Annotated in this window: 15 protein-coding genes; 13 read left to right on the top strand and 2 right to left on the bottom strand. The window is 69.1% G+C overall.

Annotated elements, in window-relative coordinates; all coding sequences use genetic code 11:
- Positions 1–8: 8 nt before the first annotated feature.
- The 4 genes from ACIHAD_RS26175 to ACIHAD_RS26160 all read left to right on the top strand — a co-directional run bounded on the left by ACIHAD_RS26175 (position 9) and on the right by ACIHAD_RS26160 (position 3,512).
- Positions 9–158 (top strand): hypothetical protein, encoded by a 150-nt coding sequence (locus ACIHAD_RS26175; protein WP_397357263.1) that lies wholly within the window; start codon positions 9–11, stop codon positions 156–158.
- The gene (locus tag ACIHAD_RS26170) at positions 158–643 is read left to right on the top strand and encodes a hypothetical protein (protein ID WP_397357262.1); all 486 of its coding nucleotides are present in this window, start codon (positions 158–160) and stop codon (positions 641–643) included. The genes ACIHAD_RS26175 and ACIHAD_RS26170 overlap by 1 nt, the downstream gene beginning before the upstream one ends.
- Positions 640–2,439 (top strand): ABC transporter ATP-binding protein, encoded by a 1,800-nt coding sequence (locus ACIHAD_RS26165; protein ID WP_397357261.1) that lies wholly within the window; start codon positions 640–642, stop codon positions 2,437–2,439. Before ACIHAD_RS26170 ends, ACIHAD_RS26165 begins: the two co-directional genes overlap by 4 nt.
- A gap of 227 nt (positions 2,440–2,666) precedes the next feature.
- Positions 2,667–3,512 carry an SAM-dependent methyltransferase gene (locus ACIHAD_RS26160; RefSeq protein WP_397357260.1) on the top strand — a complete coding sequence of 282 codons (846 nt, stop codon included), beginning with the start codon at positions 2,667–2,669 and terminating at the stop codon, positions 3,510–3,512.
- A gap of 178 nt (positions 3,513–3,690) precedes the next feature.
- Here the strand turns inward: ACIHAD_RS26160 and ACIHAD_RS26155 are convergent, their stop codons facing one another.
- A complete protein-coding gene (locus tag ACIHAD_RS26155; RefSeq protein ID WP_397357259.1) occupies positions 3,691–5,304 on the bottom strand; it encodes a thiamine pyrophosphate-dependent enzyme in 1,614 nt (537 codons plus the stop codon).
- Between the two features lie 308 nt (positions 5,305–5,612).
- Here ACIHAD_RS26155 and ACIHAD_RS26150 point away from each other — a divergent pair, with 308 nt between their 5' ends.
- Positions 5,613–6,737, top strand: coding sequence for an FAD-dependent oxidoreductase (locus ACIHAD_RS26150; RefSeq protein ID WP_397357258.1), 1,125 nt, complete (start codon positions 5,613–5,615; stop codon positions 6,735–6,737).
- Between the two features lie 113 nt (positions 6,738–6,850).
- A complete protein-coding gene (locus ACIHAD_RS26145) occupies positions 6,851–7,072 on the top strand; it encodes a transposase (protein WP_397357257.1) in 222 nt (73 codons plus the stop codon).
- 8 nt (positions 7,073–7,080) lie between these two features.
- Here the strand turns inward: ACIHAD_RS26145 and ACIHAD_RS26140 are convergent, their stop codons facing one another.
- Positions 7,081–7,920, bottom strand: a complete 840-nt coding sequence (locus ACIHAD_RS26140) for a DeoR/GlpR family DNA-binding transcription regulator (protein ID WP_397357256.1) — start codon at positions 7,918–7,920, stop codon at positions 7,081–7,083.
- Positions 7,921–7,998: 78 nt separating this feature from the next.
- Between ACIHAD_RS26140 and ACIHAD_RS26135 the strand changes: the two genes are divergently transcribed.
- From ACIHAD_RS26135 to ACIHAD_RS26105, 7 genes are all read left to right on the top strand, one after another.
- Entirely contained in the window at positions 7,999–8,979 is a 981-nt protein-coding gene (locus ACIHAD_RS26135) for a carbohydrate ABC transporter permease (RefSeq protein WP_397357255.1), read from the top strand.
- On the top strand, positions 8,979–9,854 hold the full coding sequence (locus tag ACIHAD_RS26130; RefSeq protein ID WP_397357254.1) for a carbohydrate ABC transporter permease: 876 nt from the start codon (positions 8,979–8,981) through the stop codon (positions 9,852–9,854). The genes ACIHAD_RS26135 and ACIHAD_RS26130 overlap by 1 nt, the downstream gene beginning before the upstream one ends.
- A 49-nt stretch (positions 9,855–9,903) precedes the next feature.
- Positions 9,904–11,238 (top strand): ABC transporter substrate-binding protein, encoded by a 1,335-nt coding sequence (locus ACIHAD_RS26125; protein WP_397357253.1) that lies wholly within the window; start codon positions 9,904–9,906, stop codon positions 11,236–11,238.
- A 78-nt stretch (positions 11,239–11,316) separates the two neighbouring features.
- Positions 11,317–12,042 carry a glycerophosphodiester phosphodiesterase gene (locus ACIHAD_RS26120; RefSeq protein WP_397357252.1) on the top strand — a complete coding sequence of 242 codons (726 nt, stop codon included), beginning with the start codon at positions 11,317–11,319 and terminating at the stop codon, positions 12,040–12,042.
- Positions 12,039–12,728 (top strand): HAD family hydrolase, encoded by a 690-nt coding sequence (locus ACIHAD_RS26115; protein ID WP_397357251.1) that lies wholly within the window; start codon positions 12,039–12,041, stop codon positions 12,726–12,728. Before ACIHAD_RS26120 ends, ACIHAD_RS26115 begins: the two co-directional genes overlap by 4 nt.
- A 174-nt stretch (positions 12,729–12,902) precedes the next feature.
- Positions 12,903–13,871, top strand: coding sequence for an anion permease (locus ACIHAD_RS26110; protein ID WP_397357250.1), 969 nt, complete (start codon positions 12,903–12,905; stop codon positions 13,869–13,871).
- Positions 13,871–14,506 (top strand): DUF47 domain-containing protein, encoded by a 636-nt coding sequence (locus ACIHAD_RS26105; protein WP_397357249.1) that lies wholly within the window; start codon positions 13,871–13,873, stop codon positions 14,504–14,506. Before ACIHAD_RS26110 ends, ACIHAD_RS26105 begins: the two co-directional genes overlap by 1 nt.
- Positions 14,507–14,566: the final 60 nt, after the last annotated feature.

The raw sequence follows: 14,566 nt of genomic DNA, 5'->3' as shown, positions 1-14,566 counted from the left end.
GGAGTGCCATGCCGTACCTGGAGCTGGGCTGCGGGGCCCTGCTCTGCCTCGTCCTCCTTGCCGCGCCGGTCGCGGTGGCCGTACTGACCGGCGAGAGCGCCGCCGTGCTCGTGCTCTTCGACGACCTCGCCGACCTTCTCCTGGAGAGGAACCTCTGATGCCGTACGTCATCGCAGCCCTGGTCATCGTGGGCGTCGTAAGCGCGCTCAACCTGGTGCTGACGCTCGCGGTGATCCGCAGGATGCGCCACGCCGAGCAGCACGCCGCGCCCTCGGGGCCGCCGCTGCTGCCGTTGGGCTCGACCGTCCCCGACGTGCGCGGGATCGGGCGGCCCGCGGTGATCGGCTTCTTCGACACCGAGTGCCAGGCCTGCCCCGGGCAACTGCCGCCGTTCCTCCAGCTCGTCGCCAACGCCGGCTACTCCCCCTCTCAGGTGCTGGCCGTCGTGTCCGGCCCCGGCGGGGAGAGCTACGCGGACACGCTGCGCGGCAGCGCCACCGTGATCACCGAACCCGCCGACGGGCCGGTCTGCCTGGCCTTCCCCAACTCCGCCTTCCCCGCCTTCTACCTGCTCGACGACTCCGGACGGGTCAGGGCGCGCGCGGTCACCGTGGCCGGGCTCGGCGCTCCCGTCACCGCATGACCCACGATGTCTCGCCCGGCGTGCTGCGGCTGGCCGGGCGGGCCGTGACGGTGTGGGGGCTGGCCTGGCGGGCCGCTCCGCTCGCCGCCGTCTGCTCGGTGCTCGCCGTGATCATCGGTGGCACGATGCCCGTGGCCGCCGCCTGGTGCACCAAGCTGATCCTGGACGGTATGGCGGGCAGCCGTGCCGTACTGGTGCCCGCGATCATGCTCGGTGTGGTCGGGCTGGCCGCCGCGTTGCTGCCGCATCTGACCGAATACACCGACGGGCGGCTGCGCCGCGGCATGGACCTGCTGACCCGCGAGCGCCTGTTCACCTCGGTCAACGCCTTCGTCGGCCTCGGCCCGTTCGAGAACCCCCGCTTCCGCGACCGGCTCAGGCTGGCCGAGCAGGCGGGGACCGGCGCGGCCAACCTGATCCTGTCCCCCAGCCTGGCGCTGGTGCGCGGGCTGGTCACGCTGGCCGGGTTCGTCGCCGCGCTCATGGCGCTGAGCCCGGCCATGACCGCGGTCGTCCTGCTGTCCGCGCTGCCGTCGCTGGGGGTGCAGCTGTCGCTGAGCAGGCGCAAGGTGCGTCTTGACTGGCAGGTCAGCCCGGCGATGCGCCGCCAGATCTTCTACGCCGACCTGCTCACCGAGGTCGAGCCGGCCAAGGAGGTGCGCCTGTTCGGGCTCGGCGCGTACCTGCGCGACCGTCTCCTCGGCGAGATCCGCGCGGTCAACCACCAGGAGCAGGCCCTGGAACGGCGAGCGCTGGCGGGACACGGGCTGCTGGCCCTGCTCGGCGCGGCGATCGGCGGCGCGGGACTGCTCTGGGCGATCGCCGGCGGCCGTCTCGGCGTGGGCGACGTGGCCGTCTTCGCCGCCGCCGTCGCCGGGGTGCAGGGCACGTTGTCCGGCGGGGTCACCCAGGTCGCCCGGCTGCACCAGGCGCTGCTGGTCTTCGGCCACTACCGCGCCGTCGTCACCGCCGCGCCGGACCTTCCCGTACGGCTCCCGCCCCGCCCGCTGCCCGCGCTCCGCTCCGGGATCGAAGTGCGAGACGTCTGGTTCCGCTACGGCGAGGAGCAGCCGTGGGTGTTGCGTGGAGTGGATCTCACCATCCCGCACGGCGCCTGCGTCGCGCTCGTGGGGCTCAACGGCGCAGGCAAGTCGACGCTGGTCAAACTGCTGTGCCGGTTCTACGACCCGTCGCGCGGGGCGGTGGTCTGGGACGGGACGGACCTGCGCGACGCCGACCCCGCCGAACTGCGCTCCCGGCTGACCGCGGTCTTCCAGGACTACGTGGCCTACGACTTCACGGCGGCGGAGAACATCTCGCTCGGCTCGCTGGGCGCCTCGCCCGAGCAGGTCAGGGCGGCGGCGCGGCTGGCGGGGGTGGACACGGCGCTGGACCGCCTGCCGTACGGGTATGACACGTTGCTGAGCAACCGCTTCCTCGACGCGGCCGAGGCCGCCGGTGTCGTACTGTCCGGTGGCCAGTGGCAGCGGCTCGCCGTGGCCAGAGCGTTGATCAGGGGCGAACGCGACCTGCTCGTCCTGGACGAGCCGAGCGCCGGGCTCGACGCGGAGGCCGAGCACGCCATCCACCGGAGGTTGCGTGAGCATCGGGCCGGCCGTACCAGCCTGCTGATCTCTCACCGGCTGAGCGCGGTCAAGGACGCCGATCTCATCGTGGTGCTGGCGGAGGGCAGAATCGCCGAGCAGGGCACCCACGCCACGCTCATGGCCTCAGGCGGGGAGTACGCCCGCCTGTTCACCCTCCAGGCCAGCGGTTACGCCGTCGAGGTCCGCTGAAGGCGACAGGCCGGGACCGGCCTTCGACTCGGGTTCGGTCACGTGCGGCGGAGTGAGGGCTGCGGGGCCCGTGGCCGACTCGCAGCCGCTCCACACGACCGCCGTCGGGCCTCAACGCCCCATCCCCTTGCCCACATGGGAACAGGTCGTCGCGATATATCAGGATGTTGCTGTTTCCGGTGGGATTCGCCGGATCCGGACCCCTGAATCCCGCTAACGTGGGGCACATGGCAGTTGATCAACATGGAGGTGCGGGGGTGGCCGGCGACCGGCAAGTGAGGGTCGATCTCAAGACGAACGTGCCGCACTCGGCGCGCGTCTACGACTACCTCCTGGGGGGCAAGGACAACTTCGAGGCCGACCGCACGGCCGCCGAGGACGTCATCAAGATCGCCCCGTACATGCCGACGTCCGTACGCGCCAACCGCGACTTCATGGTCAGGGTGACCCGCCATCTGGCGGCCGAGCGCGGCGTCGACCAGTTCATCGACATCGGCACCGGGCTGCCCACCTCGCCCAACCTGCACGAGGTGGCCCAGCAGGCCGACCCCGCCGCCCGGATCATCTACGTGGACAACGACCCGCTCGTCCTCGTCCACGCACGTGCCCTGCTCACCAGCACCCCGGAGGGCAGAACCCGCTACATCCAGGCCGACCTGAACGACCCGGACGCCATCATCGACTCGGCCGAGGTCCGCGACACCTTCGACTTCACCCGTCCCGTCGCGCTCTGCCTGATCGCCGTGGTGCACTTCATCCGCGACGACGACGCCGTCCGCTCGATCATCGAGCACCTGATGAAGCCGCTGCCGCCGGGCAGCTTCCTGGCCCTGTCCACCATCACGCTCGACAGCGCGCCGGGCAAGCTGGTGAGCGAGGCCGTCGGCCAGTACAACCGCCGCGGCATCATGTCCAAGGCCCGTACCAGAGCGCAGATCGAGGAGTTCTTCACCGGATTCGACCTCATCGAGCCGGGTGTGGTGCCGGTGCACCGGTGGCGGCCCGACGACCAGGCGCTGCTCGTGGAGGACTCCATGGTCTCGATGTACGGCGGCCTCGCAGTCAAGGCCTGACCCTTGAGCGCGATCGTGGGCCACCGACGGATACACGGGGATCTGGTACGGCTCGGCATCCACATCAGCGCGACGACCGTCCGGCACCTTCTGCGCACCCGCCACTTCACTCCCGCGCCCGGCGGGTTCGCGCTGGTCGGATGCGAACAAGACGGTTCACGCACGCCTGGACGGCGGTTCAGGGCAACACCGCAGGCAGGCCGCGCGAGTCGACCTTCGCGACGATCAGCGCCGGGGTGCTGGACGACGTCTTCACGGTGGCGAGCGCCTGGTCGAGCTCTGCCGCCGTGTCCACGGAGTACGTGGACCGGACGCCGAGGGCGTCGGCGAAATTGACGAAGTCCCATTGGTTGAGCAGGACGTAGGGCTTCGGCGTCACGCTGGGGTTGTCGAAGTAGTCCGAGTCGATGAGGTACTGCTCCAGGCCGTAGATGCCGTTGTCGATGACCACGACGACGGGGTTTCGGCCGTAACGTACGAACGTGGACAGCGCCTGGGCGGTCATGTGGAAGCCGCCGTCGCCGCAGATGACCAGGGGGCGCCTGCTCGACCCGAAGGACGCGCCGACGGCGGCGGCCACGGAATGGCCGATGGAGGCCCACACGGCGCTGCTCAGGAACCCGTCGCGGCCTTTGACCGGCAGGTTCGCCGCCGAGGCACCGCCGAGGAAGGTGTCGGGCATCGCCAGCCATGAATCGTCCAGCGCGGCACCGACGCGGTCGAACACCTGGGCGTAGGTCAGCGGACCGGTGGCGGCGGGCGGGGCCGGGTCGACGGCCGCGGGTATGGGCACCGGTGCCTCCCTCGCCGCCTCGGCCACGAGTGCGGTCACCAGGGCGGTGATGTCCGCGTTCTGCTTGCTCCCGTTCTTGATCTTCACCTTGCCGTCGTAGGCGGTGACGATGTGGCCGGTGTTGTCGCGGATGAACGTGGCGTAGCTGCTGGGGAAGACGCAGCCGAGCATCACGATCAGGTCCGCGTCCCGGACCTCGGGGGGCCGGCAGTTCGGCGGGGCGAAGACTCCGACCCAGCCGTCGTCCTGTTCGGACAGCACCGATTTGGCCAGCACCTGGGTCGACCAGCGGACACCGAGGTTGGCGATGAGGGCGGCGACCTTGTCGGCCAGCCCGTAACGCTGGACCTCGGTGCCCAGCAGGAGCACCGGTTTCGTGGCGGCGCGAACGAGCTCCACGATCGTGGCGGCGAGCTGCTGCTCGGTGCCCGCCGCCGGATCGGTGACGGGCAGCGCCCCGGACGGGGGCGTACAGGTCGCCGTCCAGATGGTCCGATCGATCTCGATGTAGACCGGCCGCTTCTTCCTGATCGCCGTCGAGATGGCGCTGTCGACCAGTGCGGGCACGTCGGCGGCCTGCCCGGCGCGGGCGGCGCTCGCGGTGACCAGCCGGTAGGCGTTGAGGTCTCCGTCGGGCTGGCCGGTCGAATGCGAGAACAGGACGTCGAAGTCCTTCAGGCCGGCCAGGTTCGCGGCGCTCGGGCCGCCGTTCACGACGACGACCGGGCTGCGCTCGACGAACGCGCCGGCGATGGCGTTGATCATGCTCAGCACGCCGACGCCGTTGGCCACCGCGGCGGCGCCGAGGCCCTTCGTACGCGCGTAACCGTCGGCCGCGTATCCCGCTTCGAGGTCGGTGGCAGTCACGACCGGCGTGATGTGGTGCGCGCCCACCGCGTCGAACAGCGGGGCACCGTACGCGGCGGGCACACCGAACAGGGTGTCGACCTGTTGCTGGCTCAGCCGCTTGAGGATGTAGTCGGCAACGGTGAAGGGCACGATGACGCTCCTGGGCATGCCCGCCGTACGGCAGATCAGTCGGAAGGGACGGGCACGGATCGTCCGGCCGTGCTTGGGACGCCTACCCGCGCAGCCGGCCGGGCTAACGCGAGAGAGCCGAGGCTTGGCCTTACTCAGGACGGGTGTTTTCGCAGGTCAAGACGTTCGTATACGGCATGGCCGGACGTCGTCGCCGCCTTGGAAACAGTCGCCTAGAGGCCGGTCAAGCGTTGGAGTCCGCGGGAAGAGCCGGTCTCCTGCGCGGGTAGGCGTACCGATGGCCAAGCGTCTGATCACCGGAGCCGGACATGCTGCTGGACGAGCGTGGAGTGAGCACACTTCCTGACCTGCCCACCCCGGATTTCGCCTTCGATCCCCATCAACCGGGCGCGTGTGTCGCGGGTCTGAGGCCCTACCGCAAGAATTCCTATCGGCTCGACAAAGAGGTGCTGGGCGACAAGTTCGTCATCCACAACTATGGCCACGGCGGTGGAGGCATCACGCTGAGCTGGGGCTGCGCCGCCAAGGTGCGGGACATGATTCTCAAACGCCAGGCCGAGACCGGGATCATCGAAAGGGAGATCGCGGTGATCGGCGCAGGCGTCATGGGAATGACCGCCGCGACGTTGCTGCTCGACCTCGGGCTGAACGTCACGATCTATTCCGACCGCAAGCCGGTCGAGACCACGTCGTACAAGGCGGGCGGCCAATGGGCCGCGTCGATCCTGGAGTATTCCAAGGACTTCGCCAAGGTGCAGGAGTTCCAGTACATCCTCAGGACCGCCTACACGATGTTCAAGGCAAGCATCGGCAAGGGCTTCGGCGTCTCCGAGGTCGACAACTACAGCGTCAACACCACCTCGGGCATCGACGTGGTGCACGACCTCGTTCCGGGACTGCTGCCGCCGCGCGAATACCTCCAGCGCCTGCCGTTCGAAGGGCACAACACCTCCGGATACAGGTACCGGACGTTGCTCGTCGAACCGCCGATCTTCATCCCCAGACTGGAACGCGACCTGAGGGCGCGCGGCGTCACGTTCGTGAGCCGGAGATTCATCAACAGCACGGACGTGCTCACGTCCCTGACGCAGAAGGTCGTCATCAACTGCACCGGGCTCGGCGCGAAGGACTTGTGGAACGACAACCAGATGATCTCGTACAGAGGACAGCTCGCGATGTTGCGGCCGCAGGTGAACCTGGAATACCTGTACGGCCAGAACGGGTACCTGTTCCCACGCCACGACCACGTCGTCATCGGCGGCACCGTCGAGGAGAGCGACGACGAGGTCTTCGATCCCGAGACATGCAGAGGACTGGTGGAATACATGGCCGGAGTGTTCGGCCAGACGCCCGCAGTGCCGATGCCGGAATACCACGTCCACCATCCGCGCAACGAGCGCCTGGTCGATCCGAGGTTGTCGATCGCCCCTTGACGCCGGGCCTGAACGCGGTGACCAGGCCGGCGACCTTCCTGCCGACGGTGGTCATCTGCGGTTGGCCGCGGCTTCGGCAGTTCTCGCCGGAGTTCAAGGAATAAGCCATCCGCATGGTGCTGGAGGGCGATCGGACGGTCGCGTCCGTGGCGCTGGAGTTCGACATCAACGCCGGCACGCCGGGCAGCTGGGTGAACCGGCATCGGATCGCGGACGCGCAGGAGGAGCGGCAGGCGCTCTCCGGGCCGGAGCGGGCGCGGATCCGGGAGTTGGAGCGGGAGAACTGGGCCGACCTCGTCCAAGAGCCGCGTGATCAACCCGGTGAACGTTCGTAGTCACCTCACTAGACGCGCAGCACCCTGGGGCCGGCTGCGCCGTAGCGCTGCGCGGATGATCGAGACAGTTGTTTTCCGGTGACGACCCAGGCCAGCTGCCCGACGTCGGCGAACTTGGCGAAACTGGTCACTCCGAATCGGGTGTGCTCGCACAACAGCACGGATTGGCGGGCCGCCTGCATGGCCGCCGCCTTGGCCTGCGCCACCGCCGGGTCCGGAGTCGTCAGCCCGCGGTCGATCGACACCCCGTTGGCGCCCATGAACGCCAGGTCGACATTCAGCTCTCCGAGCATGGCCGTCGCCCACCGGTCAACGGTGCCCATTGTCGCCGGTCGTAGCCGGCCGCCGACAATGATCACATCGTGATCAGTGTGGCTGCCGAGTTCGGCAGCAACGGTCAGGGATCTGGTCACCACGGTCATGCGCTGCAGCCTGCGCATCGGCCCGACGAGATCCTCCGGCAGCGCACCCTCGTCGAGGAGCACCGTGCCGACGTCGGCCATCAGGGCGACCGCGGCTTCGGCGATCGCGAGCCGCTCCTCGGACCGGGCCTTGTGCCGGTACTCCACCGGCGTCTCGTAGCGGCCGATGTCGGTGGGGTAGAAGGCGCCGTAGGAACGGACGATCAGCCGCTGCGCTTCGAGCGTGCGCAGATCCCTGCGCAGGGTCGCGGGCGAGATGGCGAACAGGTCGGCGATCTCGGAGACGACCGCTCGGCCCTCGTTCCGGACGTAGCCGAGGATGCGCTGCTGACGATCGAAGGCACGGCCCTGAAACGAGCTTGACATCCTGTTTTGCACCCTTGCATAGCTGTTCGAAACGTTCGCGCAATAATCACAGATTCGCATCCGTCTGACCAGAGCCGATCGCTTGGCCTTCAGTAAAGTCGCCAGCGTTTCGTCGTCGATGCGGATGGGTGGTAGCCCGTGAGCAGTGGAGCAAGCGATCTCGGTTCGAGATCAGCTCTGTCGGTCGGCGCCCGCCGGCCGGCCGATCCCGGGGGAACGGCCTCTGAGCGACGACTCGGGGCGGTACGCCGACGCCGGCGCGGGTACCTGCTGTTCGCCGCGTTCGCGCTGCCCAACCTGGCGTTGATCGCGGTGTTCTCCTACTGGCCGATCATCGAGAACATCTATCTGAGCTTCACCACCTGGGACTTCATCTCGCCGCAGGCCGACCTGGTGGGCCTGCTCAACTACCAGGCGCTGTTCAGCAACTGGACCTTCCCCGAGGTCCTGTTGCGCACGCTGGTGTGGGTCGTCGTCGTCGTTGTCGTGACCCTGGTGCTCGGCCTGGCGCTGGCGCTGTTGTTCGCGCAGCGCATCCGGGGCACCGCAGTGGTGCAGACGCTGGCCTTCTCCCCGCACGTGTTGTCCGGAGCGGCGATCGCGACCATCTGGTTGCTGATCTTCGATCCCCATCATGGCCTCAGCCGCCTGGTGTTCGACGCGTTCGGCGCGAACTCGCCGGCCTGGACGACCGACGGCTCATGGGCGCTGTGGGCGCTGATCATCGTCTCCATCTGGAAGGGACTCGGCTTCGTCGCGATCGTCTACCTGGTGGGCATCCAGCAGATTCCGGCCGAGGTGCTGGAAGCGGCCCGCATCGACGGTGCCGGCCGTTGGACGCAGTTCCGGCGGGTGATCTTCCCGCTGCTCTCCCCCACCACCTTCTTCCTGGTGATCACCCAGACGATCTCGGCCTTTCAGGCCTTCGACGTGATCGCCATGATGACCGGCGGCGGTCCTGCCGGGTCCACCACCACCTTGAGCTGGTTCATCTACGACGCGGCGTTCGGCCGGACCGACGTCGGCACCTCAAGCGCGGCTTCGATGATCATGTTCGTGGTGCTGATGGCGATCACCGTGCTGCAGTTCCGGTTCGTCGAGCGGAGGGTGCACTACTGATGACCATCATGCCAACCCCGGTCACCACCGAGGTCACTCCGCACAAACCGGCAGGCGCTCGGCGTACGCGCTGGTGGAGCGCGATCGCCCTGGTGGTCGCGGCCCTGATCTTCCTGATCCCGCTCTACCTCTTCGTCAGCACGGCGTTCAAGACCAACGCCGACATCAACAGCTGGCCGCTGCGGCTGATTCCGCGCTCGCTGACCCTGGAGAACTTCGTCAACGCCTGGACGTTGGCCCCGTTCGGCCAGTTCCTGATCAACTCGGTCGTGGTGGCCGCGATCGGGACGGTGCTCAAGGTGGTGCTGGCGATCTCCACCGCGTACGCCTTCGCCTTCCTCCCCTTCCCGGGCAAGCGCTGGCTGTTCATCTTCATGCTCGGCGCGCTGATGGTGCCGGGGCACGTGACGCTGCTGGTGAACTACATCACCGTCGGCCGGCTGAACCTGGTGAACACCTATGCCGGCCTGATCCTGCCGGGCGTGGCGTCGGCCTTCGGCACCTTCCTGCTCTACCAGTTCTTCCGGTCGATTCCGCGGGAGGTGCTGGAGGCAGCACAGCTGGACGGCGCCGGGCATCTGCGCACGATCATCTCGTTCATCGTGCCGATGTCCCGGCCGGCGATCATCACGGTCGGGCTGATCGCCGTGATCGACGAGTGGAACGGCTTCGTCTGGCCGCTGATCGTGACCAACTCGGTCAACATGCGAACGCTGCCGATCGGGTTGCTCTACCTCAAGGAAAACGACGGCATCAACGACTGGGGCGCCCTGATGGCCGGAACCCTGTTCGTCATCCTGCCGATGGCGATCGTCTTCCTGCTGGCACAGCGCTACATCGTCGCCGGCCTCGCCGGCGGCGTGGTCCGCCGATGATCGGCACGATCACGAACCTGCGATCCGGTTCGATCAGAAGGGAATCAGTGTGACCGAGACCAGTCTCAGCCGCCGCCGGCTCCTGACCGGCGCCACCGCGGCCGCGGCCGGCCTGGCGTTGACCGGCTGTGTCGGCCGCCAGACCGGCGATTACGCCCAGGTGAGCGGGCAGGTGCCGGCGCACTTCGCCCGCCGCCGGCGGGTGGTGCTGTGGAGCGCGTTCACCGCCCACAACGCCGAGGTCCTGCAGTCGGTCATCGACGGGTTCAACGGTTCGCAGCAGGACATCTTCTGCGAGATCCAGCTGTTTCCCGGATACCCCGCGCTCGATTCGAAGCTGGCCGCCAGCTTCGCCCTGGCGCAGGTGCCCGACCTGGTCACGCTCAGCGACGTGTACTGGAACCGCTACTTCCTCGCCGAGGCGCTGGAGCCGCTGAGCGGCTACTTCGACGCCGACTTCGGCCCCGACGCGTTCCATCCGAGGTTCCTGGCCGAGGGCACCGTCCGAGGCCAGGTCTACTGGCTACCCTGGGCTCGCTCGACGCCGCTCTTCTACTACAACAAGGAGATCTTCGCCGGCGCCGGACTGCCCGACCGCGGGCCGAGGACGTTCACCGAGCTGCGCGAGTGGGGCCGTCAGCTCAAGGGCTTCAAGTACCGCGGCTCGCCGGTCAAGATGCGCGGCTACAGCGGCAAGGACGACTGGTACTTCCAGGGCTCGGCCTGGGCCTTCAACGGCGGCTACTCCGACGGCATGACGCCGAGGCTCGACTCCGAACAGACCGTCGCCGCCCTGGAGTTCGACCGGGCGTTCATCCATGACGACCGGATGGCCTACCTGGCCGGCGACATCAACGCCGACTTCGCGGCCGGCGTGACGGCGACCATCTGCAACTCCACCGGTGCGCTCAGCTCGCTGCTCAAGGCGGCCACGTTCGAGATCGGTGCCGCCTTCCTGCCCGAGCAGGACGCGCCCGGCGTCCCGACCGGAGGCAGCGGGCTGGCGGTCATGCGCAACGCGACCAGGGCCCGCAAACAGGCGACCTGGGAAGTGATCAAATACCTCATCGAGAAGGGCGCGCCCGTGTGGAGCCTCAACACCGGCTACCTGCCGGTGACCTCCACTTCCCTCAACTCGGCGGAGATCAAAAAGCGCAACGCCGCGACGCCCGCGTACCAGACCGCCCAGGATCAGCTGAGCCGCGCCCGCCAGCCGGACGTGATGCGCCGGTACGTGAACGAGACGGTCGCCGAGATGGTGATCGCGCTGGAGACCGTGTACGCCTCCGGCGCCCACCCGGGCGAGGTGCTGCGTGAAGCGGCGCTGAAGCTCGACCCGGCCATCCGGCGCGTGCTGCCGAAGTATCGGCGGCTGGTGTCCTGACGTCGGTCCCCTCGTGCCGCCGGGCGACGGTACGAGGTTTCACTTGACAAGCATCAGTTGCAGCGAGAAAGGAACATCGTGACATTTGCCATCGTCGGACACCGCGGCGCCATGGCCGAGGCACCCGAGAACACCCTTGCGTCCTACCGGGTGGCGGAGGAGGTCGGCGTCGATGAGGTGGAGACCGACGTACGCATCAGTTCCGACGGGCAGCTCTTCATGCTGCACGACGCGACCCTCGACCGGGTCGCGGCCGAGCCGGACGGCAAGGGCCTCGGCCCGGTCGCGGAACTGTCCTGGACGAAGATCAGCTCGGTCGACGTGGGCGGGGGTGAGCGGGTGCCCACGCTGGAGCAGATGTATCAGGCGACGACACGGCTGATCCAGCTGGAGATCAAGGATCTGGCCGCCATCGACGGCCTGGTCGATTTCTTCCCCCACCATCCTGACTACGCGCAGCGGACGATCCTGACCGGCTTCTCGGTCGAGGCGATGGTCGCCGTGGCGGAGAAGCTGCCGGAGATCGCGCGGGGCATCATCGTGTCCAGCTGGACCGGCGCCGAGGCCTATCCAGGCGGCTACCGGAAGCTGATCGAGGAGACCGGCTCCTGCCGTATCCACAGCGGCGGGGAAGGCCTGACCGCCGACATCGTCCGGCAGTTGCACGACGAGGGCTTCCCGGTTCATGGCTGGCCCACCCGCGACGAGGATGATCTGCGGCACTGGCTCGAACTCGGCGTGGACGGAACGACCAGCGACGATCCCCGTACGCTGCGGCGATGGCTTGCCGGGGCCGACCGATGACGGCGGGCACGGCTGCCGCGGGCGCCGGTCCGCTGGAGGCGGCGCTGTTCGACATGGACGGCACGCTGTTCGACAGCGAACCCCTCTGGGACGTCAGCCTCGCCGATCTGGCCGAGATGCTCGGCGGCCGGCTGTCGATCGAGACCCGCCGTCGGGTCGTCGGCGGGAATCTGCGGGACACCGCCCGGATCGTCCAGGAGGATCTGGGCGTCGAGGCCGACGTCGAGGAGTCGGCCGCGTGGCTGCTGGAACGTACCCGGCAGTTGTTCGCCCTCGGGGTGCCGTGGCGGCCGGCCGCCCAGGCGGTGGTGGAATCCGTCCGCCGGCAGGGCATCCCCACGGCGCTGGTGACGTCGAGCCATCGTGTCCTGGTCGACGAGGTGCTGGCCCAGCTCGATCCCGGCATGTTCGACACGGTGGTCTGCGGCGACGAGGTGACCCGTCCGAAGCCGCATCCGGAGGCGTATTTGACGGCGGCCGAACGGCTGCGCGTCGATCCGCGCAACTGTGTGGCGCTGGAGGACTCCTCCAAGGGCATCGCGGCGGCGCTGGCCGCGGGCTGCCTGGTCGTGGCCGTGCCCGAGGACGGCGGGGCCCTGGCCGACGGCCACGGTGCCGTGGTGGTTCCGCTGGAGACCGTCACCGTCGATCGGCTGATCTCGCTGCTGGCCTCCCGGACCGGTTGAGCAGACGGACACGTCCAGGGCGGTGAGGCTCGGCCGAGCGGGCCATGCAGGTGTTGCCGTCGCGCACCCTGACAGCACGTAGAGCAGCCGATCATCGCCGGCCTGTGGCCGGTGGCGAGCCGGGCGTGGTGGCCCGTACCCGAAGTTCCCGCGCGAAGCTGTGAGGAGATGCCGATGGTGGACATCAGCTGGGGAGGTCTGGCATTGGCCGCTCTCTTCGCCGCTTTCACCGGCTTCAACGACGCCGGCGCTCTGGTCGGGATGGGCCTGCGCATTCCCGCGTTCCGGCCGGTCACCGGGCTGGTCCTGCTCGCCGCCGCGGTCGCCGCCGCCCCGGTGGTCCTCGGCACGGCGGTGGCCGCGACCCTCGGCCAGCGCCTGGTCGCCTTCGACGGCGCCGACGCCGGTGCCGCCGTCACCGCGGGAGTCGGCGGCGCGATCCTGGTGACCGCCGCGTTGTCCGCGCGTGGCCTGCCGACCAGCCTGACCTTGGCCCTGATCGGCGGCATCGCCGGTGCCGGAGTCGGTGCTCAGACCTCGGTGAACTGGCGGGTCATCGGGCTCGTCCTGCTCGTCGCCGCCGTGTCGCCGGTGGCCGGCGCCCTCACCGCCCTGGCCGTGACCAAGATGGTCGGGGCGCTGCCCGCCCCGGAGGGGGCGGGCCGGCGGCTGCGGCGGCTGCACGTCGGCGCGCTCATCGCGACCTGTCTGGCGTACGGCGCCAACGACGGCCAGAAGATGCTGGCGGTCTGGGCCGCTGTGCAGAGCGGCAATCCGGCCGCGCAAGCCGTGTCACCGCTGGCACTGGCCACCGTCACCGGCTGCTTCCTGGTGGGCGGCATGATCGGGCTGCCCCGGCTCGCCGCGGCGCTGGCCGGGCGGCTGACCAGCGGCCGCCCGGATGCGGTGGTGGTCACCGAACTGTCCGGCGCGGGCGTCGTCCTCGGCACCGCCGCGCTCGGGGCTCCGGTCAGCATGACCCAGTCCCTTTCCGGCGCCATGGTGGGCACTGGACTGTCCGGAGGAGCCCGGCGGGTGCGCTGGCGAGGAGTGGCGCGACTCGGTCGTGCCTGGCTGCTGACCCTGCCGGCGGCGTTCGCGGTCAGTGCGGTGGGGTGCCTGACCCTGGAGGTGATCCGCTGATGCCGGTCCGTCTCCGCCACTTGTTCCGTGAGCTCTCAGGACGCAACGACCAGGTGCTCGCCGGGCTGATCCTCGATCAGCTCTCCACGGCCGAGGACGGCGTCGCGCTGGCGTCCGCGCTCGCCGACGGTGAGCTGCCCCCGGACATCGCCCGGAGCCGGATCAGCGAGATCGAGCACGAGGGGGACACCCGGCGCGGCTTGCTGGTCGCCCAGTTGCACCGCAGCGTCAGCTCACCCATAGACCGGGAGGACCTGTTCCGGCTGTCGCGGTCCGTCGATGACGTGCTCGACGCGGTACGCGACTTCATCCGCGAGGCGGACCTGTTCGCGCTCGGCGACGAGGACGCCTTCCGTCCCGTGCTCGCCGCGCTGACCCGGGGGGTCGGCGAACTCGGCGACGCGGTCCGGCTGCTGCCCCGCGCACCCCGGCAGGCCGCCGAACGTGCCCTGCACGCCAAGAAGCAAGGCCTGCGGACGGCGTACCAGCACGCGGTCTCCGCGCTGCTCGCCCGCCCGCTGACCGCCGAGACGCTGAAGACGACTCTGCTGTTGTGGCGGTTGGACGCCGCGGGGATGCATCTGGCCACTGCCGCGGACGCGCTGGCGGACGGGGTGGTCAAACGGTTCCAGTGATCGTCCGCCCCGGCGGACCTGCGCTGCCGTCGAACCTCTCGACGCGTCGATCGACTTCGC

Source organism: Nonomuraea sp. NPDC052265 (assembly GCF_044547985.1).
In the GTDB taxonomy this organism is placed as follows: domain Bacteria; phylum Actinomycetota; class Actinomycetes; order Streptosporangiales; family Streptosporangiaceae; genus Nonomuraea.
Note: the sequence above shows the minus strand (reverse complement) of the source record. Positions and strands in the feature narration are given on the sequence as shown.